This is a genomic window from Agrobacterium sp. 5Ca39 (genome assembly GCF_055382365.1).
In genome coordinates, this window is sequence record NZ_AP026436.1 from 1,048,878 (window position 1) to 1,068,628 (window position 19,751).

Below are 19,751 nucleotides of genomic sequence, written 5' to 3' on the forward strand. Positions count from 1 at the left end.
AAAATAATGCAAATAACCCTTCTGCATGAAAGATCATCATTTGGCCCTTCCGGAGTTGTCAGAACCGTTCAGCATCGGCTCAGTCACGATCCGTAATCGGGCTGTGCTGGCGCCCATGTCGGGCGTGACGGATCTGCCTTTCCGACAGCTCGCCTGGCGTTATGGAGCGGGCCTCGTGGTGACGGAAATGGTGGCAAGCCGGGAGCTTGTTGCCAATCGCGGGGAATCCTGGGCGCGGCTGAAAAATGCAGGCATGGTTCCGCACATGGTGCAGCTTGCGGGACGCGAGGCGCATTTCATGGCCGAGGCGGCGAAGATCGCCGCTGGCAATGGCGCCGGTATCATCGATATCAATATGGGCTGTCCTGCCAAGAAGGTGACGGGCGGTTATTCCGGCTCGGCGCTGATGCGCGATCCCGATCACGCGCTTTCGCTGATCGAGGCGACTGTCAATGCGGTCGATGTGCCGGTGACCTTGAAGATGCGGCTCGGCTGGGATGAAAACAGCATTAACGCACCTGATATAGCTCGGCGCGCCGAAGCAGCAGGCGTTCGCCTTATTACCATTCACGGTCGCACCCGCATGCAGTTTTACGAGGGTCGGGCGGATTGGGATGCCATCCGCGCCGTGCGTGAGGTGATCTCCGTGCCGCTGATCGCCAATGGTGACGTCGAGACGGCGGAAGATGCTCGCGAAATCCTGCGGCGGTCGGGTGCGGACGCCGTCATGGTCGGTCGCGGCGCGCAGGGGCAGCCGTGGTTGCCGGCGGTGCTCGCGGGGCATGCAGCGCCGCATCGAGAGGATATCCCCGCCATCGCCGTCGAACATTATGAGATGATGCTGGAATTTTACGGAAGGGAAGCCGGCCTCCGGCATGCCCGCAAACATCTCGGCTGGTATCTCGACCGTTTCGCGCCAGGTATCGCCACGACCGACAAGGCAAAAATCATGACATCGCGCGAGACGGGGGAGGTGGCAGACCTGCTGCGTTCCGCCCTTTGCGAAAATGCGGGCGAAGATGCCGCAAGGAAGGCCGCATGAGCGCTGATAAACACAGCCCTGCAGATGCGAACCCGCTCGCCATGGCGGTTCTGAACGCGGTGCAGAATCCCGTCATTCTGGTGGATGCCGAAGGTTTTATCGCCTTCGCCAACTGGGAAGCCGAAGCCTTTTTCGGCGCCAGCGCCTCCCACCTCGCGCGCTATAGGGTTTCCACTTTCATCCCCTTCGGCAGCCCGCTGCTTGCCCTGATCGATCAGGTGCGGGAGCGCCGCGCGCCGGTCAATGAGTATCGCGTTGATCTGAGCTCGCCGCGTCTCGGCCAGGACAAGCTGGTTGATCTTTATGTCGCGCCCGTCGTCAGCGAGCCTGGATCGGTCGTCGTCGTCTTTCAGGAACGGTCTATGGCCGACAAGATCGACCGGCAGCTGACCCATCGCGCTGCTGCCCGCTCCGTCACCGGCCTTGCCTCGATGCTCGCGCATGAGATCAAGAACCCTCTGTCGGGCATTCGCGGCGCGGCCCAGCTTCTGGAGACCTCGGTTGCGGATGAGGACCGGGCGCTGACCCGGCTGATCTGTGACGAGACGGATCGCATCGTTTCGCTGGTCGACCGCATGGAGGTGTTTTCCGACGAGCGGCCGGTGGATCGCGTGCCGGTCAACATCCATTCGGTTCTCGATCATGTAAAGGCGATCGCCAAGGCCGGTTTCGCCCGCAACATCAAGATATCGGAAAATTACGACCCGTCGCTGCCGCCGGTCTACGCCAACCGCGACCAGCTGGTGCAGGTCTTCCTCAACCTGGTCAAGAATGCGGCCGAAGCGGTGGCCAATCAGTCGGATGGCGAGATCGTGCTGACGACCGCCTATCGTCCCGGGATCCGACTATCTGTTGCCGGCAGCCGGGAGCGCATCTCGCTTCCGCTGGAATTCTGCGTGCATGACAATGGCCCGGGCGTACCCGCCGATCTCTTGCCGCATCTTTTCGATCCGTTCATCACCACCAAGACGAATGGTTCGGGCCTCGGTCTGGCGCTTGTCGCCAAGCTGATTGGCGCCCATGGCGGCATTGTCGAATGCGACAGCCAGAACCACCGCACGACTTTCCGCGTATTGATGCCCGTCTCGCCGGAAGTGGCGCTCGACGACAGCACTTTGCCGAACACGACAGGGAATGACCAATGACAGCTACGATCCTCGTCGCCGATGATGATGCCGCAATCCGCACGGTGCTCAACCAGGCGCTGAGCCGCGCCGGTTATGACGTGCGCATCACCTCCAATGCTGCAACGCTCTGGCGCTGGGTTTCGGCAGGTGAGGGCGATCTTGTCGTCACCGATGTCGTCATGCCCGATGAGAACGCCTTCGACCTTCTGCCGCGCATCAAGAAAGCCCGTCCGGACCTTCCCGTTCTCGTCATGAGCGCTCAGAACACCTTCATGACCGCCATCAAGGCCTCGGAAAAGGGTGCCTACGATTACCTGCCCAAGCCCTTCGACCTGACAGAACTGATCGCCTTCATCGGCCGCGCACTCTCCGAGCCGAAGCGCAAGCCGGCCAAGCTGGACGACGACATGCAGGACGGCATGCCGCTCGTCGGTCGCTCCGCCGCAATGCAGGAAATCTACCGGGTTCTCGCCCGCCTGATGCAGACCGACCTGACGCTGATGATAACGGGCGAATCCGGCACGGGTAAGGAACTGGTGGCCCGCGCGCTGCATGATTACGGCAAACGCCGCAACGGTCCGTTCGTCGCCATCAACATGGCGGCAATCCCGCGTGACCTCATTGAATCCGAACTCTTCGGCCATGAAAAGGGCGCCTTCACGGGGGCCCAGAACCGCTCGACCGGCCGTTTCGAACAAGCTGAGGGCGGCACGCTCTTCCTCGATGAAATCGGCGACATGCCGATGGACGCCCAGACGCGCCTGCTGCGCGTATTGCAGCAGGGTGAATATACGACGGTTGGCGGACGCACGCCGATCCGCACCGATGTCCGTATCGTCGCGGCAACCAACAAGGATCTGAAGCAGTCGATCAATCAGGGCCTGTTCCGCGAGGACCTCTATTACCGCCTGAACGTGGTGCCGTTGCGCCTGCCACCGCTGCGGGACCGCGCCGAGGATATTCCCGATCTGGTCCGCCATTTCATCCAGACGGGCGAGAAGGAAGGCCTGGAAGGCAAGCGTTTCGAGACCGAAGCTCTTGAAGTCATGAAGGCCTATGCCTGGCCGGGCAACGTGCGCGAGCTGGAAAACCTGATCCGCCGACTGATGGCGCTTTATCCGCAGGAAGTCATCACCCGCGAAATCATCGAGCAGGAACTGCAATCGGATGTTCCCGACAGCCCGCTCGACAAGATGGCCGTGCGCACCGGTTCACTCACCATCTCGCAGGCGGTCGAGGAAAACATGCGGGACTATTTCGCCAGCTTCGGCGATGGCCTTCCGCCGCCCGGCCTTTATGACCGCGTGCTGCGCGAACTGGAGTATCCGCTGATTCTGGCTGCGTTGACTGCCACGCGCGGCAACCAGATCAAGGCTGCCGATCTTCTCGGTCTGAACCGAAATACCCTGCGCAAGAAAATCCGCGAGCTGGGTGTTTCCGTCTATCGCAGCTCCCGCCCCAGCTGAGAATGTTGACAAGGCCGCATTTGTCGTTGCATTTTCGCCACATTGTGTTGCTTGGAAAACACTAGGAAGGACAGAGATTCGCCCCACATGTGCGAACCTCGCCTGACTTCATGACTGTGGCGCTGGCTGGCCAGCGATTGGGAGTAGTGCATGCGGAAACCCGCCGCCGAAAACGCCGTTGCCGACGAAGCAGCGGGCATGGTGGTCGCCGATCGCAGGATGTCTTTCGCTCTGCCGGGGCTGGTGCTCGCCGGCGTGGCCCTCGTGTGCGCCATCATCACGCTTTTCGTGCTGCTGGGCGTCACGCCAATCGCGCCGACATCGAATGTGGTCATCGCTTCCGTCGTCATCAACTCGATCTTCGTGATCGGCCTGATCTTCCTGATCGGTCGCGAAATCAACCGGCTGCTGAAAGCGCGCAAAAAGGGCAGGGCGGCAGCGCGTCTGCACGTGCGCATTGTCGTGCTTTTCTCCATCGTGGCGATCACGCCCGCAGTGCTTGTCGCCATCTTCGCCAGCCTGACGCTGAACGTCGGTCTCGATCGCTGGTTTTCGCTGCGCACCCAGTCGATCGTCGATTCATCAAGTAATATCGCCCAGGCATACATGATGGAGAATGCCGGTTACCTCCAGGGGCAGACCCTGTCGATGGCGACCGACCTCGACCGCAACCGCGCTCTTTTTTATCTCGACCGCACCGGATTCGTTGATCTTATGACCCGCCAGGCGAAAGGGCGCGGCCTTCTTGGTGCGTTTCTCGTGCAGGAGGATGGCGACGCCGTCGCCCAGGCCGACATCAAGACGGAAAAGCCGCTTCCCGCGATACCGCATGACGCGCTCGAAAAGGCGGCCGCCGGCCAGCCGACGCTGATCCCGCCCGGTATTACCAACCTCGTAGGCGCCATCATCAAGCTCGAAGGCATCAGCGGCACATTCCTTTATACGGTGCGTGCGGTCGATCCCAAGGTGATGGGCGCGATGCGGCTGATGGAAGAGAACCGCGCCGAATACAAGGCTATGGAGGCAGGCCGCGCCCCGCTGCAGATCGCCTTCGCAATTCTCTATCTCGGTTTTGCACTGATAGTGCTGCTCGCGGCAATCTGGACGGCCATTGCGGTGGCCGACCGTATCGTGCGGCCGATCCGCCTTCTCATCAGCGCCGCAGACAGCGTTGCCACCGGCAACATGCATGTCCTCGTTCCAGTTCGCGCTGTCGATGGCGACGTCGGTCGCTTGTCCCGCACCTTCAACAAGATGGTGTCGGAACTGCGCAGCCAGCAGGAGCAGATCATCGAGGCCAAGGACGACATCGATGATCGCCGCCGTTTCATCGAGGCCGTGCTGTCAGGCGTGACCGCCGCGGTTATCGGCGTTGACGAAAACCGCAGGATAACCATCGTCAATCCGTCGGGCGAAGAGTTCCTCGCACAAACGTCGGAACAGCTCATTGGCGCACAACTCTCCGAGATCGCGCCTGAGATCGAACAGGTCGTCAACGAGGCCAACAGCTGGTCGCGCGGCAACTTCCGCAAGCAGATCAACATTATGCGGCGTGGCAAGGAACGAACGCTGAATGTACAGGTAACGCGCGAAGACGCCCGCGACAGCCGTGACAGCTACGTCATCACGCTCGACGACATCACCGATCTCGTCATCGCGCAACGCTCGACGGCGTGGTCGGATGTCGCGCGGCGTATCGCGCACGAAATCAAGAACCCGCTGACGCCGATCCAGCTTTCCGCCGAGCGCATCAAGCGCCGTTTCGGCAAGCAGATCGACGAAAGCGACCGCGCCGTCTTCGACCAGTGTACGGACACCATCGTCCGGCAGGTCGGCGATATCGGCCGCATGGTGGATGAATTCTCCGCTTTTGCGCGTATGCCGAAGCCAACGAAGGAAAAGTCGGACCTGCGGGCGATCCTGAAGGACGCAGCGTTTCTCCGGGAAATCAGCGCCGCGGACACCAAGTTTACGACGGAGCTGGGTGACACCCCGCTGGAGGGCATGTTCGATGCCCGCATGCTGGGGCAGGCCTTTGGCAACCTCATCAAGAATGCGACGGAAGCCATCGAAGCGGTGGAAGGCGAAAAGCGGCCGGGCAAGATCCTCGTTCGCGCGTCCTTCGACGAGACCAACTCGCGTTTTGTGGCCGACATCATCGACAATGGCCGCGGTCTGCCGGTGGAAAATCGCCACCGCATTCTCGAACCCTATATGACGATGCGGGACAAGGGCACAGGCCTTGGTCTCGCCATCGTCAAGAAGATCATCGAAGAGCATGGCGGGTATCTGGAACTCCATGATGCCCCGCCGGAGTTCGATCATGGCCACGGCGCCATGATCAGAGTGCTGCTGCCCTATATCGAGGCGGTCGGCGGCGAAAATAACAAGGAAGCAGCATATGGCGTCTGATATTCTGGTCGTGGATGACGAGGCGGACATTCGCGAAATCGTGGCGGGCATTCTCTCCGATGAGGGGCATGAAACGCGTATGGCGTTCGACAGCGACAGCGCGCTGGCCGCCATTTCGGAACGCGTGCCGCGCCTGATCTTTCTCGACATCTGGATGCAGGGTTCGAAGCTCGATGGTCTGGCGCTGCTCGATGAGATCAAGAGCCGCCATCCCGAAATTCCGGTCGTGATGATCTCGGGGCACGGTAATATCGAAACCGCCGTCAACGCCATCAAGCGCGGCGCCTTCGACTTCATCGAAAAGCCGTTCAAGGCTGACCGCCTTATTCTCATTGCCGAACGCGCGCTGGAAAACTCCAAGCTGAAGCGCGAGGTTCAGGAGCTCAAGAAGCGCACGGGGGATGCGGTTGAACTTGTCGGTGCGTCACTTGCAGTATCGCAGCTGCGCCAGACCATCGACCGGGTCGCGCCCACCAACAGCCGAATCATGATTCTCGGCCCGTCAGGTTCCGGCAAGGAACTGGTGGCGCGGATGATCCACAAAAAGTCGTCTCGGGCGACAGGTCCCTTTGTTGCCCTTAACGCCGCGACGATCACGCCGGATCGCATGGAGATTGCACTCTTCGGCACCGAAGGCCTGCCTGGACAGCCCCGGAAGGTGGGCGCACTGGAAGAAGCCCATCGTGGCGTTCTTTATCTCGACGAGGTGGGCGAGATGCCCCGCGAGACCCAGAACAAGATCCTGCGCGTGCTTGTCGACCAGCAATTCGAGCGTGTGGGCGGCGGCAAGCGGGTGAAGGTGGATGTGCGCATCATTTCGTCGACGGCCCATCACCTCGAAAGCCTGATCGCCGAGGGCCAGTTCCGTGAGGACCTCTACCACCGTCTCGCCGTCGTGCCGGTGAAGGTACCGGCGCTGTCCGAGCGACGCGAGGATATTCCCTTCCTCGTCGACATGTTCATGCGGCAGATTTCCGAACAGGCTGGCATCCGCCCGCGCAAGATCGGCGACGACGCAATGGCCGTTCTTCAGACCCATGACTGGCCGGGCAACATCCGACAGCTTCGCAACAATATCGAGCGGTTGATGATACTGGCGCGTCCCGAAGGCGGCGAAGCCCCGATCTCTGCTGACATGCTGCCGTCCGATATCGGCGACATGTTGCCGAAGATATCGGCTCAGGGCGATCAGCACATCATGACGCTGCCTTTGCGCGAAGCTCGCGAAATGTTCGAGCGAGACTATCTGGTGGCGCAGATCAACCGATTCGGGGGCAATATTTCGCGAACGGCGGAATTTGTCGGCATGGAACGCTCTGCACTGCATCGCAAACTGAAATCTCTCGGCGTATAAGGGGGCCGGGGCCAGGTCGCCGTAACCGATTATCCGTCAGAGAGACAGCATGAGAGTCATCATTTGCGGCGCAGGGCAGGTGGGTTACGGCATCGCCGAACAGTTGTCGCGCGAGGACAACGAAGTATCCGTCATCGATACCGCCGCGTCTTTGATCACCGCCATCACAGAGACGCTTGATGTCCGCGGTTACGTCGGCCATGGCGCGCATCCGGACATGCTGGCTAAGGCCGGAGCGGACCAGGCGGACATGATCATCGCCGTGACGCTGCATGACGAAATCAACATCGTCGCCTGCGAGGTTGCGCATGCCTTGTTCAGCGTGCCGACCAAGATCGCCCGCATCCGCGACCAGAGCTATCTTAAGCCTGAATATGCCGATCTCTTCAGCCGCGAAAACATGTCCATCGACGTGACGATCTCGCCGGAAGTTGAAGTCGGCAAGATGGTGCTGCGGCGCATCGCCTTTCCGGGCGCGACCGACGTGGTGCGTTTCGCGGACGACACGGTCTACATGCTGGCCATCGAATGTATGGAGGATTGCCCGGTCATCAATACGCCGTTGCAGCAACTCTCCAGCCTCTTTCCAGACCTCATCGCGACGGTTGTGGGTGTCTACCGGGATGGTTTCCTCAAGGTCGCGCATTCTTCCGAACAATTGCGGGTCGGCGACCTTGCCTACGTCATCTGCCAGCGGCAACACGCCCGCCGCACGCTCAGCCTGTTCGGTCACGAAGAGCAGGAGGCGCAGCGCATCGTTATTGCGGGCGCGGGCAATATCGGCCACTTCGTTGCCAGCAAGATCGAGGAGTTGCAGCCAAAGACGCGGGTGAAAATTATCGAAGCGGATCGCGACAGGGCAGTTGCCGCATCGGAACAGCTCAGCCACACCATCGTCATGCATGGTTCAGCGCTGGACCAGAAAATTCTCATGCAGGCCGACATTCAGGACGCGGACCTGATCGTCACACTGACCAATAACGACCAGACCAATATCCTGGCTGCGGTCATGGCCAAGCAACTCGGCTGCAAGTCGAACCTCGCGCTTTTGAACAGTTCCTCCTTTCACGAGGTTGCCGACTCGCTCGGACTTGACGCCTATATCAATCCGAGGGCGGTCACCATTTCCCGCGTTCTCCAGCATGTGCGCAAGGGTCGTATTCGCTCCGTCTATGCCGTGCAGCGCGGTTCGGCAGAGGTGATCGAGGCGGAGGCGCTGGAAACGTCACCGCTCGTCGGTCAGTCCTTTCGTGACGTTGAAATGCCCGAAGGCGTCCGTATCGGCGCGATATATCGCGATGGCGTGGTCATCCGGCCGGACGGGAGCACCAAGATCAAGGCGAAAGACCGCGTCGTACTGTTCGCCTCCGCCGACGCGGTGCGGGACGTGGAACAGCTTTTCCGCGTTTCGATACAATATTTCTGACTGTTTCGACGGCAGAAAACGGGTCAATACTCGTACCCATTCGACTGTTTTCGCCGTTGCCGAACAAGACACGATTTGATACCAGAGTTTGAGGTCGGCCAAACGGGGGACGAGATTTGGCCGGCTTATTATTGATTGATTATTTTCCGGTATCCCTGCCGGCAAAAAAGAAAGAAGCGGCGCCATGGCGGAACGTTCTCAAAACCTTCAAGATCTTTTCCTCAACACCGTACGCAAGAAAAAGATTTCACTGACGATCTTCCTGATCAACGGTGTCAAGCTGACGGGCGTGATAACGTCCTTCGATAATTTCTGCGTTCTGCTGCGCCGGGACGGTCATTCGCAGCTGGTTTACAAGCATGCGATCTCGACCATCATGCCCGGACAGCCGCTGGAACTCGAAATCGAAGAAGGTCCGGACCGCTCGCAGAACCTTCAGGACCTGTTCCTCAGCACGGTTCGCAAGAAGAACATTGCGCTGACGATCTTCCTGATCAACGGTGTCAAGCTCACGGGCGTGGTCACGGCTTTCGACAATTTCTGCGAGCTTCTGCGTCGCGACGATCACGCACAGCTTGTCTACAAGCACGCTATTTCGACCATCATGCCGGGTCAGCCGATGCAGATGTTCGAAAACGAAGAAGGCGCTGCACGCGAGGCGTCCTGACCTTCTCTTCTTAATGGAACCAACCGCACCGGGAACTTATTTGCCGCTGGGCGGTTGCCTCCTATTGACGTCCGCGCTAGCGCGGACGAATTCCAACCGCCTTTCCCGATGAGGACTGCCATTTCGACCCGCGACACCTCGAACGAATCGATCATTCCCGAGCAGGAAAAACACCGCGACGACATGCGCGCCGTGGTTCTTGTGCCGGTCCTGAAGCAGCGCGACACCCGCGACGCGGCTGCATTACCTGCCGCTGCTGGCCGCTCGGTCGAGGCGAAGCTTGAGGAAGCGAAGGGGCTGGCGCTCGCCATCGATCTCGAGGTGACCCAGGGGCTCATCGTCGCGGTCAACCAGCCACGCCCGGCGACATTGTTCGGCACCGGCAAGATCGAGGAAATCGGTCATCTTCTGGATGAAACCAATTCCGGCCTGGTCATTGTCGACCATCCGCTGACGCCGGTGCAGCAGCGCAATCTCGAAAAGCATTGGAATGCCAAGGTTATCGACCGAACGGGCCTGATCCTGGAAATCTTCGGGCGCCGAGCCTCCACCAAGGAGGGTACGCTGCAGGTCGATCTTGCGCATCTGAACTATCAGAAGGGTCGCCTCGTTCGAAGCTGGACCCACCTTGAACGCCAGCGCGGTGGCGCGGGCTTCATGGGCGGCCCCGGTGAAACGCAGATCGAGGCTGACCGGCGCCTGCTTCAGGAACGCATCGTCAAGCTCGAGCGGGAACTGGAGCAGGTGGTGCGAACCCGCCAGCTTCATCGCGCCAAGCGCCGCAAGGTGCCGCATCCGATCGTGGCGCTGGTCGGGTATACCAATGCCGGCAAGTCGACGCTGTTCAACCGCATTACCGGTGCGGGCGTTCTGGCCGAGGATATGCTGTTCGCCACGCTCGACCCGACATTGCGGCGCATGAAACTGCCGCACGGCCGCACGGTCATCCTGTCCGATACGGTCGGTTTCATTTCGGATCTGCCGACACATCTGGTCGCGGCTTTCCGTGCGACGCTGGAAGAAGTGCTGGAAGCCGATCTCATCCTGCATGTCCGCGATATGTCCGATCCGGACAATGCCGCGCAGTCGGCGGATGTGCTGCGCATTCTCGGCGATCTCGGCATTGACGAAAAGGAAGCCGAGCACCGTATCATCGAGGTCTGGAACAAGGTTGACCGCCTCGATCCGGAAGCCCACGACGCCATCATGCAAAGAGCCGAAGGCAGCGCCAATATTCGTGCTGTCTCTGCGATCACCGGCGAGGGCGTCGATGCCCTGATGGACGAGATTTCGAAACGCCTCTCCGGTGTTCTGACGGAGACGACCGTGGTCCTGTCCGTTGAACAATTGCCGCTCATTTCCTGGGTCTACAGCAATTCCATCGTCGACGGGCGGGAAGATCACGAGGATGGTTCGGTTGCCCTCGATGTTCGCCTGTCCGAAGCGCAGGCCGCAGAGCTGGAACGCAAGCTCGGGAAGACGACCACACGCGAGCGGGAGGACTGGGAACGCTGAGCGCTCTCGGCCGCCCCTTATTCCAAGTCATTCTTCCGCGCAAAGCCGAGAGTTGACGTTTGCCGAAACGTCTTACGCCGCAGACCAGACCGCCAGTTCATATCCATCGGGATCGGTAAAATGGAACCGGCGTCCGCCGGGAAAGGCGAAGATTGCGACGGTTATCTCGCCACCCGCCGCCGCCACCTGCCGCTGGGCATCGTCGATATCAGCCGCATAGAGAATAACCAGCGGTCCACCCTTCGCGGAAACCGGCGCCGTGGTGGTAAAACCGCCGGTCAGGCGGCCGTCGGAAAATTCGCAATATTGCGGACCGTAATCCTTGAAAGACCAGCCGAAAGCGCCGCCGTAAAAGGCTTTGCTGCGCTCAATATCGCTCACGTTGAATTCGACATAGTCGATTCGCCGGTCGTTGCCATTTTCCGTCATCATTTACTCCATCACGTCTCTTCGAGCAGCGCCTTCAAGGCTTCGAGATCGGCTGTGACAGCCCTCGCATCCCCGTTGAAATCCTCGTCCGTCATCCCCTCAAGACGAAGCAGCGTGAAACTGACCTCGGCGCCACTGCCGTTCGGGGTCACCCTGAGCGCGTTATAGACCTTCAGGCCATCGGGCAAGGTGACGACGTGATCCACGACCCCGAATTCGTTTGCTGGCGCAAAATTCACCCTGACCTCGCCGAGTGGTCCGCCTTCGGCGATCCAGTCTTGGCCATCCGGCCTGAGGCCACCTGCCAGTCCGGCAGCCCAGCGAGCCATGTTGTTCGGATCGGAAACGAAGTCATAGACGTGACTCCACGGCTTCTCGATAGACAGATGAATGATTCTCGACTGCATGACAGACATTTCATCCTCCTCGTGCGGCACGCTCCTCTTGCTGCGCCACTTTGTCGTCACTTGATGCAAGTCAAGGATGTTTCACCGCAGAGATGGGAGAAAGCAAGGAGATAAAAACCGGACTCCTATCATGAACATCTATCGCGCCGGACAGGAACGCCCGCAGCAGCCCGTTGAAAGGCTGGACGCGGAGGCCGTCAATTCCGCAAAAACGCGCAAACCGCTTTACGAAGCACGCAGGAAAATTTTTCCCAAGCGCGCGGAAGGTCGGTTCCGGCGGTTCAAATGGCTTGTCATGCTCGTCACGCTCGGCATTTATTATCTCACGCCGTTCCTGCGTTGGGACCGTGGCCCCTATGCGCCAGATCAGGCAGTATTGATCGATATCGCCAATCGACGCTTTTATTTCTTTTTCATCGAAATCTGGCCGCAGGAATTTTTCTTCGTCGCGGGATTGCTGGTCATGGCGGGGTTGGGGCTGTTTCTCGTTACCTCCGCCGTGGGACGTGCATGGTGCGGTTACACCTGTCCCCAGACAGTGTGGGTGGACCTGTTTCTCGTCGTCGAACGGGCGATCGAGGGTGACCGAAATGCACGCATGAAGCTGGACGCCGCGCCCCTTACAGTCGGCAAATTCCGCAAGCGAGTGTTGAAGCACGCGATCTGGCTGGTGATTGGCGCCCTGACCGGCGGCGCCTGGATTTTCTACTTCGCCGATGCGCCGACGCTGGCGCGGGAATTCGTCACCGGCCAGGCGCCCATGATTGCCTATTCGACCGTCGCCATCCTCACCGCCACGACCTATGTCTTTGGCGGGTTGATGCGGGAACAGGTCTGCACCTACATGTGCCCTTGGCCACGCATTCAGGCGGCGATGCTGGATGAGAATTCGCTTGTCGTCACCTATAACGACTGGCGCGGCGAGCCACGCTCACGGCACGCCAAAAAGGCCGCCGCAGCGGGGGAGAGCGTCGGCGATTGCGTCGATTGCAACGCTTGCGTGGCGGTCTGTCCCATGGGCATCGACATCAGGGACGGGCAGCAGCTGGAATGCATCACCTGCGCGCTCTGCATCGATGCCTGCGACGGGGTGATGGACAAGATCGGCAAGCCGCGTGGCCTGATCGCCTATGCCACGCTTGCCGAGTATCAATCCAACATGGCGCTCGCGACCGGCAACGGTCAGCACGCAATCCGCCCAGCCAACGTGCGTGAGGAAGACGGCAAATTCAGCAAGCGCGTGCGCCACTTCAACTGGCGCATCATCTTCCGTCCGCGGACGCTACTTTATACTGCCATCTGGGCGGCTGTCGGCATCGGCATGCTGTTTGCGCTGGTGACGCGCGAGCGGCTGGCGCTCAATGTTCTGCACGACCGCAATCCGCAATATGTGCTGGAATCGAACGGATCCATCCGCAACGGCTACACCGTGCGCATCCTCAACATGGTGCCGCAGCCGCGCACGGTGAGCCTGACCATCAAGGGCCTTCCTGATGCTGTGATGAAGATAAACGGTATGCCCGATGCGGCCGCGCGTGCCTTTGAGGTGACGGTGGAGCCGGATGAAGCGACGACGCTGAAGGTCTTCGTCACCCGGACGGGCGGGCGCGTCGCTCGGGCCGCGGAAAATTTCGAGTTTATCGTCAGCGATACGGGCGGCCATGAGACGGCCCGCTATGACGCTGTTTTCAACGCTCCGGGAGCGACAAAATGACCGTGAACAATCGTCGCACGTCCGGTTTCACTTTTACCGGCTGGCATATGCTGGGCGTCATGCTGCTGTTTTTCGGCACCGTCATCACCGTCAACATGGTGATGGCCTGGAACGCGGTCAACAGCTGGAGCGGGCTTGTCGTGCCGAATACCTATGTGGCCAGCCAGCAGTTCAACGCGAAGGCGGAAGCAGCCAAGGCGAGGGCGGCGACCGGCATCAAGGGTAAACTTGCGGTGGACGAAAGGACGGTCCGCTACGAGGTCTTTCATCCCGATACCGGCCCGGTCGATACCGATCAGGTGATCGCGCATTTTCGCCGGCCCGTCGGGGAGCGCCAGAATTTCGACATGGAGCTGACCCCGGTTGCCAAAGGGGTCTTTACCGGCCCGCATGACATGCTGCCGGGTCAGTGGATCGTAGAAATTACAGCCGTCAAGAACGGGCGGATCATCGTGCACGAGGGTACGCGGATCGCCGTTGTCAGGGGGCGCCAATGAGCTGTTGTGCACCGGGGACGGAAGGATCGCTGCAGCTTGCCGATCCGGTCAATCCACCGTCGTCAGAGGAGCTGATGCTGGCAAGCCGTGATCTCGGGCAGGGTCTCCGCCAGACCGATCTCAGCGTGCCGGATGTTTATTGCGGCGCCTGCATTACCACCGTGGAGAGCGCGCTCGGCCGCTTGCCGCAGGTGGAGCGGGCGCGGTTGAACCTTTCGTCCAAGCGTGTTGCGATTGTCTGGAGACAAGAGGTCGAGGGTGTCAGGACCGATCCCGCCGACCTTGCCCGCGCCATTCTGGCGACGGGATACCGCACGCATCTTTTCGCCAGTGGTCAGGACGCTTCCGACGCGTTGCGTTCGCAGCTGATCAGGGCGGTTGCGCTATGCGGCTTTGCCTCGGCCAATATCATGCTTTTGTCCGTTTCCGTCTGGTCCGGCGCGGATGCGGCGACGCGCGACATGTTTCACTGGATTTCGGCGATGATCGCCGCCCCGGCGCTGATCTACGGTGGGCGTTTCTTTTATCAGTCGGCCTGGAGCGCGCTGAAACACGGCCGCACAAACATGGACGTGCCGATCGCACTGGCCATCACGCTGTCCTATGCCGTTTCGCTGTGGGAGACGATCCACCACGGTGAACATGCCTGGTTCGATGCGACGGTGTCGCTGCTGTTCTTCCTGCTGATCGGCCGCACGCTCGATCATATCATGCGCGACAAGGCTCGTTCGGCGATTGCCGGGCTCGCCCGGCTCTCGCCACGGGGCGCGACCGTCCTCGGTGAGAACGGAACACGCGAATACCGCCCGCTTGCTGATATCGAGCCGGGAATGTCGATTGCGATAGCGGCAGGAGACCGTGTGGCGGTCGACGCGGTGGTCGAGAGTGGCAGCAGCGATCTCGACATGTCGATCGTCAATGGTGAAAGCGCGCCAAGGCGTGTTGCGGTGGGTGACAGCCTGCAGGCGGGTACGCTGAACCTTACCGGTTCGCTGGTGGCCCGGGTGACCGCCTCGGCCAAGGATTCATTCCTGTCGGAGGTCATCAGTCTGATGGAGGCGGCCGAAGGTGGGCGAGCGCGTTACCGCCGTATTGCTGACCGGGCCGCAAGCTATTATTCGCCCGTCGTCCACCTTCTGGCGCTTGTGTCGTTTCTCGGATGGGGTTTCTTCGGTGGCGACTGGAAGCAGGCGATGCTGATCGCCATCGCAGTTCTCATCATCACCTGCCCCTGCGCGCTCGGCCTTGCCGTTCCCGTCGTGCAGGTGGTGGCCGCGGGAAGGCTTTTCCGGCATGGGATCATGGTCAAGGAAGGGTCGGCCATGGAGCGACTGGCGGAGATCGATACCGTACTGTTCGACAAGACCGGCACATTGACCATCGGCAGGCCGCGACTGGTCGAGACGGGCGAGGTAAAGCCCGCCACCATGGCAATTGCGGCAGGACTTGCTGCCCATTCCCGCCACCCCCTCTCAAAAGCTCTGCATGCCGCCTACAGCGGCCCTTTGCCGGCGTATGAGACGGTGCATGAAATCCCGGGTTCGGGCGTCGAGGCGAAGACTGATGTGGGAACCTATCGGCTCGGTAACAGCCGTTTCGCGTGCCCGGATGATAAGGGTGCCGACAACGGCAATGCGCGGTCGGAGGTGGTGTTGTCACTCGATGGCCGCCTTCTGGCGAGCTTCGGTTTCGATGACAATCCGCGCACAGGTGCGGCTGCGGCATTGCGTAGCCTGTCGGTGCGGGGTTTGGCTCAGGAAATCGTTTCGGGTGACCGGGCAGCAGCTGTCAGCGCCATGGCCGACCGGCTGGGGATCGCCAACTGGAGCGCGGACCTGTCGCCGAAGGACAAGGCGGCGCGTTGCGCCTCGCTTACCGGGGAAGGGCACAAAGTCCTGATGGTGGGAGACGGTATCAACGATGCGCCGGCGCTCGCCGCCGCACATGTTTCGATGGCGCCCGCCACCGCGGCCGATATCGGCCGGCAGGCCGCCGATTTTGTTTTCATGCAGGAGGACCTCGATGCCGTGCCTTTCGCGATCGAGACATCGCAGCAGGCCGGAAAGCTCATCCGGCAGAACTTCGCGCTTGCCATCGGCTATAATATCATTGCCGTGCCGATCGCGATTGCTGGTTATGCGACGCCGATGATCGCGGCCATCGCCATGTCGACATCCTCGCTGATCGTCGTCGCCAACGCATTGCGCCTCGCCGGATCGGTTGAATCCGCCGGTCGTCGGAATGAAGCAGAGACCGGGTTTGCGGGCGAGGGGGCGCAACTGGCATGAACATGCTGATCTATCTCATTCCCGTTGCGCTGCTATTAGGCGCACTCGGACTTTTTGCCTTCCTCTGGTCGGTGCGTTCGGGCCAGTATGAGGACATGGAAGGGGCCGCCTGGCGGGCGCTGGACGATGGTGATAACCGGCCGCGAACCTCGATTTCGAATGGGCCGTGACCTGCCGCAAATATGCAAAGCTGATTTGCGTCATCAAAATTTAATCGTTTCAGTCACGCCCAGCCTTGCCGTTTGGTGATTACAGTGCCACAACACGACCACCAAAAAGCAAGATGGAGGCACATCCGTGGAACAGGCAGAAATCGGTTTGATCGGTCTCGGCGTCATGGGCTCTAACCTGGCGCTCAACATCGCCGAAAAGGGCAACAAGATCGCCGTATTCAACCGAACCCCTGAAGCGACGAGAAAATTCTACGCTGAAGCCGGTGAGTTGCAGGGACAATTGATCCCTTGCGAAACCATCGAGGAATTCGTTGCCGCCATTCGTCCTCCGCGCCCGATCATCATCATGATCAAGGCTGGCGATCCGGTCGACCAGCAGATGGAAATCCTGAAGCCGCATCTTTCGAACGGCGACATCATGATCGACGCCGGCAATGCTAATTTCCGCGACACGATCCGCCGTTTCGACAATCTGAAGGACAGCGGCCTCACGTTTATCGGCATGGGCGTTTCGGGTGGCGAAGAAGGTGCGCGTCATGGACCGTCCATCATGGTTGGCGGCACCGAGGACAGCTGGAAGCGCGTCGAGAAAGTGCTCACCTCCATCTCCGCCAAATATAATGACGATCCGTGCGTGGCATGGCTCGGCAATGATGGTGCTGGCCACTTCGTCAAGACCATCCATAATGGTATCGAATATGCCGACATGCAGATGATCGCGGAAATCTACGGCATCCTGCGTGACGGTCTGAAGATGAGCGCTGCCGAAATCGCCGATGTGTTCGGTGAATGGAACAAGGGCCGTCTTAATTCCTACCTGATCGAAATCACCGAAAAGGTTCTGCGCGCCGCCGATCCGATCACCGGCAAACCGATGGTCGATCTGATCCTCGACAAGGCCGGCCAGAAGGGCACGGGCAAGTGGTCCGTCATCGAGGCGCAGAACATGGGCGTCGCCGCAACCGCCATCGAAGCGGCCGTGGCTGCCCGTATTCTCTCCTCGCAGAAGGATGAGCGCGAAGCTGCCGAGAAGATCTTCGGCCTTCCGGCCCTTGCAGCCGCACCGGCCGACAGGAAGGCCTTCATCGCCGATCTGGAAAGCGCGCTTCTGGCCGCCAAGGTCGGTGCCTATGCGCAGGGCTTCGCCATCATGTCGGCCGCTTCGAAGGAGTTCAACTGGAACCTGCCGATGCCGACGATTGCCCGCATCTGGCGCGCCGGCTGCATCATCCGCTCGGAGTTCCTCGATGAAATCACCTCGGCCTTTACCAAGGATCCGCATGTGGCCAACCTCATCGTGACGCCGGCTTTCTCCGCCATCGTCAAGGAAACCGATGCGCCGCTGCGCCGCGTCGTTTCTTACGCTGCCCTGTCGGGCCTGCCGGTTTCGGCGCTGGCTTCCGCCCTCGGCTATTTCGACGCCTATCGTCGCGGCCGCGGCAGCGCCAACCTCATCCAGGCGCAGCGCGACTTCTTCGGCGCGCATGGTTTCGAACGCACCGACGGCGTGGACAAGCCGCATGGCCCGTGGGGCAGCGGCGCCGATATTTTCTGATCGGCCATTGGATAAAGATAAAGGCCCGCGCAAGCGGGCCTTTTTCATTTCACCGGTGCTTGGAATTAGCGAGCGGCGGCAAGGCCGACGATTAGGCCGCTGACGGCGTTGATGAGCAGGAACTGGTTGTCGACGCGCACCCAGCGCTGGTCGCGGCGCGGTTCGGCCAGGCGGTAACGGCGATAATCGCGACGATCGACGAAATGACGACGCTCTGCTGGCGAGAGGCGCTGACCACGATCCCAACGGTGCTTCTTGACGATGACCTTTTTCGTGACATGACGCTCGACGGTGACGCCGCGGTGGCGATCATCGTGACGGCCCTGCGCCTGAGCCATCGGGGCCGCGAGAACGGTTGCGGCCAGAAGAATGGTGACGAACTTTTTCATGGAAGTTTCCTCTTGTGTTTCAATGAGGAGAACTTACGAATAAACGAATGAACGGAAACTGAATTTAAAATTACAATTATGTAATGGTTGTTAAGGCTTAGAGGCAGGAGTTAATCTTTTGTTTTGAAGTTTCTTGACGCGGTCGGACCGCCCGGAATAACCGGGCGGTCTCTCCTCGGTCAGACGCGTTCGGCAGATTTTGCCCAGAGGTTGATATCCGCGTCCTTGGCATAGCGGTCGATTTCAGCGAGTTCTTCGGTCGTGAAATCCGGTTTGTCCAGCGCTTTCACACAGTCTTCAACCTGCTCGACGCGGCTGGCGCCGATCAGCGCCGAGGTGATGCGACCGCCGCGCAGCACCCAGGCGATGGCCATCTGCGCCAGTGTCTGACCACGGCGTTCGGCGATGCCGTTGAGCGCGCGAATGTTTTCAACATTGCGCTCGTTGAGGAAGGCCGGGTTCAGCGACTTGCTCTGCGATGCGCGGCTGCCATCCGGCACGCCGCCGAGATACTTCGTCGTCAGCATGCCCTGCGCCAGCGGCGAGAAGACGATGGAGCCGATGCCTAGTTCCTCCAGCGTATCAACGAGACCATCTTCTTCAATCCAGCGATTGATCATCGAATAGCTCGGCTGGTGGATGATGCAGGGCGTGCCGAGGTCCTTCAGGATCGCGGCGGCCTCACGGGTGCGCTTAGAGTTATAGGAGGAAATGCCGACATAAAGCGCCTTGCCCGAGCGGACGATCTGGTCAAGCGCACCACAGGTTTCCTCAAGCGGCGTGTTGGGATCGAAACGGTGAGAATAGAAGATATCGACGTAATCCAGCCCCATGCGTTTCAGGCTCTGGTCGCAGGAGGCGATAAGATATTTGCGGCTGCCCCATTCGCCGTAAGGACCAGGCCACATGTTGTAACCTGCCTTGGAGGAGATGATCATCTCGTCACGATAACCCCGGAAATCCGCCCTCAGGATTTCGCCGAAGGCGGTCTCGGCGCTGCCGGGCGGCGGGCCATAATTGTTGGCGAGGTCGAAATGGGTAATGCCGAGATCAAATGCACGGCGGCAGATGGCCTGTTTCGTCTGATGCGGCGTATCGTTGCCGAAATTATGCCAGAGTCCCAGCGAGATCGCCGGTAGTTTCAGTCCGGTTTTGCCGCAATGATTGTATTTCATGGACGTGTAACGGTTTTCGGCCGGTTGCCAAACCATGGGTCTTCCTCCACTTGCTGATGATCGGCTGCCGAAGAACCCGGCAACCATTTGAACTGATGAGGGCAGGCCGCGACGC

At 60.2% G+C, this 19,751-nt stretch carries 17 protein-coding genes and 1 pseudogene; 14 read left to right on the forward strand and 4 right to left on the reverse strand.

Annotated elements, in window-relative coordinates; all coding sequences use genetic code 11:
- Positions 1–25 precede the first annotated feature (25 nt).
- The 9 genes and pseudogenes from dusB (at position 26) to hflX (ending at position 11,009) form a co-directional block, all read left to right on the forward strand.
- Entirely contained in the window at positions 26–1,042 is a 1,017-nt protein-coding gene (gene dusB, locus ACZ47E_RS05135; protein WP_045534824.1) for a tRNA dihydrouridine synthase DusB, read from the forward strand.
- Entirely contained in the window at positions 1,039–2,187 is a 1,149-nt protein-coding gene (locus ACZ47E_RS05140; protein ID WP_004441645.1) for a two-component system sensor histidine kinase NtrB, read from the forward strand. The genes dusB and ACZ47E_RS05140 overlap by 4 nt, the downstream gene beginning before the upstream one ends.
- Entirely contained in the window at positions 2,184–3,635 is a 1,452-nt protein-coding gene (gene ntrC / locus ACZ47E_RS05145) for a nitrogen regulation protein NR(I) (RefSeq protein ID WP_464016906.1), read from the forward strand. The genes ACZ47E_RS05140 and ntrC overlap by 4 nt, the downstream gene beginning before the upstream one ends.
- Before the next feature lie 150 nt (positions 3,636–3,785).
- Entirely contained in the window at positions 3,786–6,047 is a 2,262-nt protein-coding gene (locus ACZ47E_RS05150) for a sensor histidine kinase NtrY-like (protein ID WP_035208859.1), read from the forward strand.
- Positions 6,037–7,401 (forward strand): nitrogen assimilation response regulator NtrX, encoded by a 1,365-nt coding sequence (ntrX, locus tag ACZ47E_RS05155; protein WP_004441661.1) that lies wholly within the window; start codon positions 6,037–6,039, stop codon positions 7,399–7,401. Before ACZ47E_RS05150 ends, ntrX begins: the two co-directional genes overlap by 11 nt.
- A 49-nt stretch (positions 7,402–7,450) precedes the next feature.
- On the forward strand, positions 7,451–8,827 hold the full coding sequence (gene trkA, locus ACZ47E_RS05160; protein ID WP_004441664.1) for a Trk system potassium transporter TrkA: 1,377 nt from the start codon (positions 7,451–7,453) through the stop codon (positions 8,825–8,827).
- Between the two features lie 184 nt (positions 8,828–9,011).
- Positions 9,012–9,227 (forward strand): annotated as a pseudogene (gene hfq, locus ACZ47E_RS05165) (RNA chaperone Hfq); the annotation flags it as partial.
- Entirely contained in the window at positions 9,204–9,494 is a 291-nt protein-coding gene (gene hfq / locus ACZ47E_RS05170; protein ID WP_197483846.1) for an RNA chaperone Hfq, read from the forward strand. The pseudogene hfq (ACZ47E_RS05165) and the gene hfq (ACZ47E_RS05170), both read left to right, overlap by 24 nt.
- Positions 9,495–9,602: 108 nt before the next feature.
- Positions 9,603–11,009, forward strand: coding sequence for a GTPase HflX (gene hflX / locus ACZ47E_RS05175; protein ID WP_004441669.1), 1,407 nt, complete (start codon positions 9,603–9,605; stop codon positions 11,007–11,009).
- Positions 11,010–11,081: 72 nt separating this feature from the next.
- On the opposite strand, the gene ACZ47E_RS05180 is transcribed toward hflX, so the two are convergent.
- Both ACZ47E_RS05180 and ACZ47E_RS05185 read right to left on the reverse strand, forming a co-directional pair.
- Positions 11,082–11,438: a VOC family protein gene (locus tag ACZ47E_RS05180; RefSeq protein WP_004441672.1), complete on the reverse strand. Its 357-nt coding sequence runs from the start codon at positions 11,436–11,438 to the stop codon at positions 11,082–11,084.
- 11 nt (positions 11,439–11,449) lie between these two features.
- Positions 11,450–11,854, reverse strand: a complete 405-nt coding sequence (locus ACZ47E_RS05185) for an SRPBCC family protein (RefSeq protein ID WP_035208858.1) — start codon at positions 11,852–11,854, stop codon at positions 11,450–11,452.
- Positions 11,855–11,975: 121 nt separating this feature from the next.
- Between ACZ47E_RS05185 and ccoG the strand changes: the two genes are divergently transcribed.
- The 5 genes from ccoG to gndA all read left to right on the forward strand — a co-directional run bounded on the left by ccoG (position 11,976) and on the right by gndA (position 18,072).
- On the forward strand, positions 11,976–13,559 hold the full coding sequence (gene ccoG, locus ACZ47E_RS05190) for a cytochrome c oxidase accessory protein CcoG (protein WP_278067416.1): 1,584 nt from the start codon (positions 11,976–11,978) through the stop codon (positions 13,557–13,559).
- Complete coding sequence (locus ACZ47E_RS05195) at positions 13,556–14,056, forward strand: FixH family protein (protein WP_278067417.1); 501 nt, start codon at positions 13,556–13,558, stop codon at positions 14,054–14,056. The genes ccoG and ACZ47E_RS05195 overlap by 4 nt, the downstream gene beginning before the upstream one ends.
- On the forward strand, positions 14,053–16,344 hold the full coding sequence (locus ACZ47E_RS05200) for a cation-translocating P-type ATPase (RefSeq protein ID WP_278067418.1): 2,292 nt from the start codon (positions 14,053–14,055) through the stop codon (positions 16,342–16,344). The genes ACZ47E_RS05195 and ACZ47E_RS05200 overlap by 4 nt, the downstream gene beginning before the upstream one ends.
- Positions 16,341–16,514 (forward strand): cbb3-type cytochrome oxidase assembly protein CcoS, encoded by a 174-nt coding sequence (gene ccoS, locus ACZ47E_RS05205; protein WP_278067419.1) that lies wholly within the window; start codon positions 16,341–16,343, stop codon positions 16,512–16,514. The genes ACZ47E_RS05200 and ccoS overlap by 4 nt, the downstream gene beginning before the upstream one ends.
- 127 nt (positions 16,515–16,641) lie before the next feature.
- The gene (gndA, locus tag ACZ47E_RS05210; protein WP_006697538.1) at positions 16,642–18,072 is read left to right on the forward strand and encodes an NADP-dependent phosphogluconate dehydrogenase; all 1,431 of its coding nucleotides are present in this window, start codon (positions 16,642–16,644) and stop codon (positions 18,070–18,072) included.
- A gap of 65 nt (positions 18,073–18,137) precedes the next feature.
- On the opposite strand, the gene ACZ47E_RS05215 is transcribed toward gndA, so the two are convergent.
- Positions 18,138–18,461: an RcnB family protein gene (locus ACZ47E_RS05215; protein WP_004441687.1), complete on the reverse strand. Its 324-nt coding sequence runs from the start codon at positions 18,459–18,461 to the stop codon at positions 18,138–18,140.
- A gap of 179 nt (positions 18,462–18,640) precedes the next feature.
- Positions 18,641–19,672, reverse strand: a complete 1,032-nt coding sequence (mgrA, locus tag ACZ47E_RS05220; protein ID WP_278067420.1) for an L-glyceraldehyde 3-phosphate reductase — start codon at positions 19,670–19,672, stop codon at positions 18,641–18,643.
- Positions 19,673–19,751: the final 79 nt, after the last annotated feature.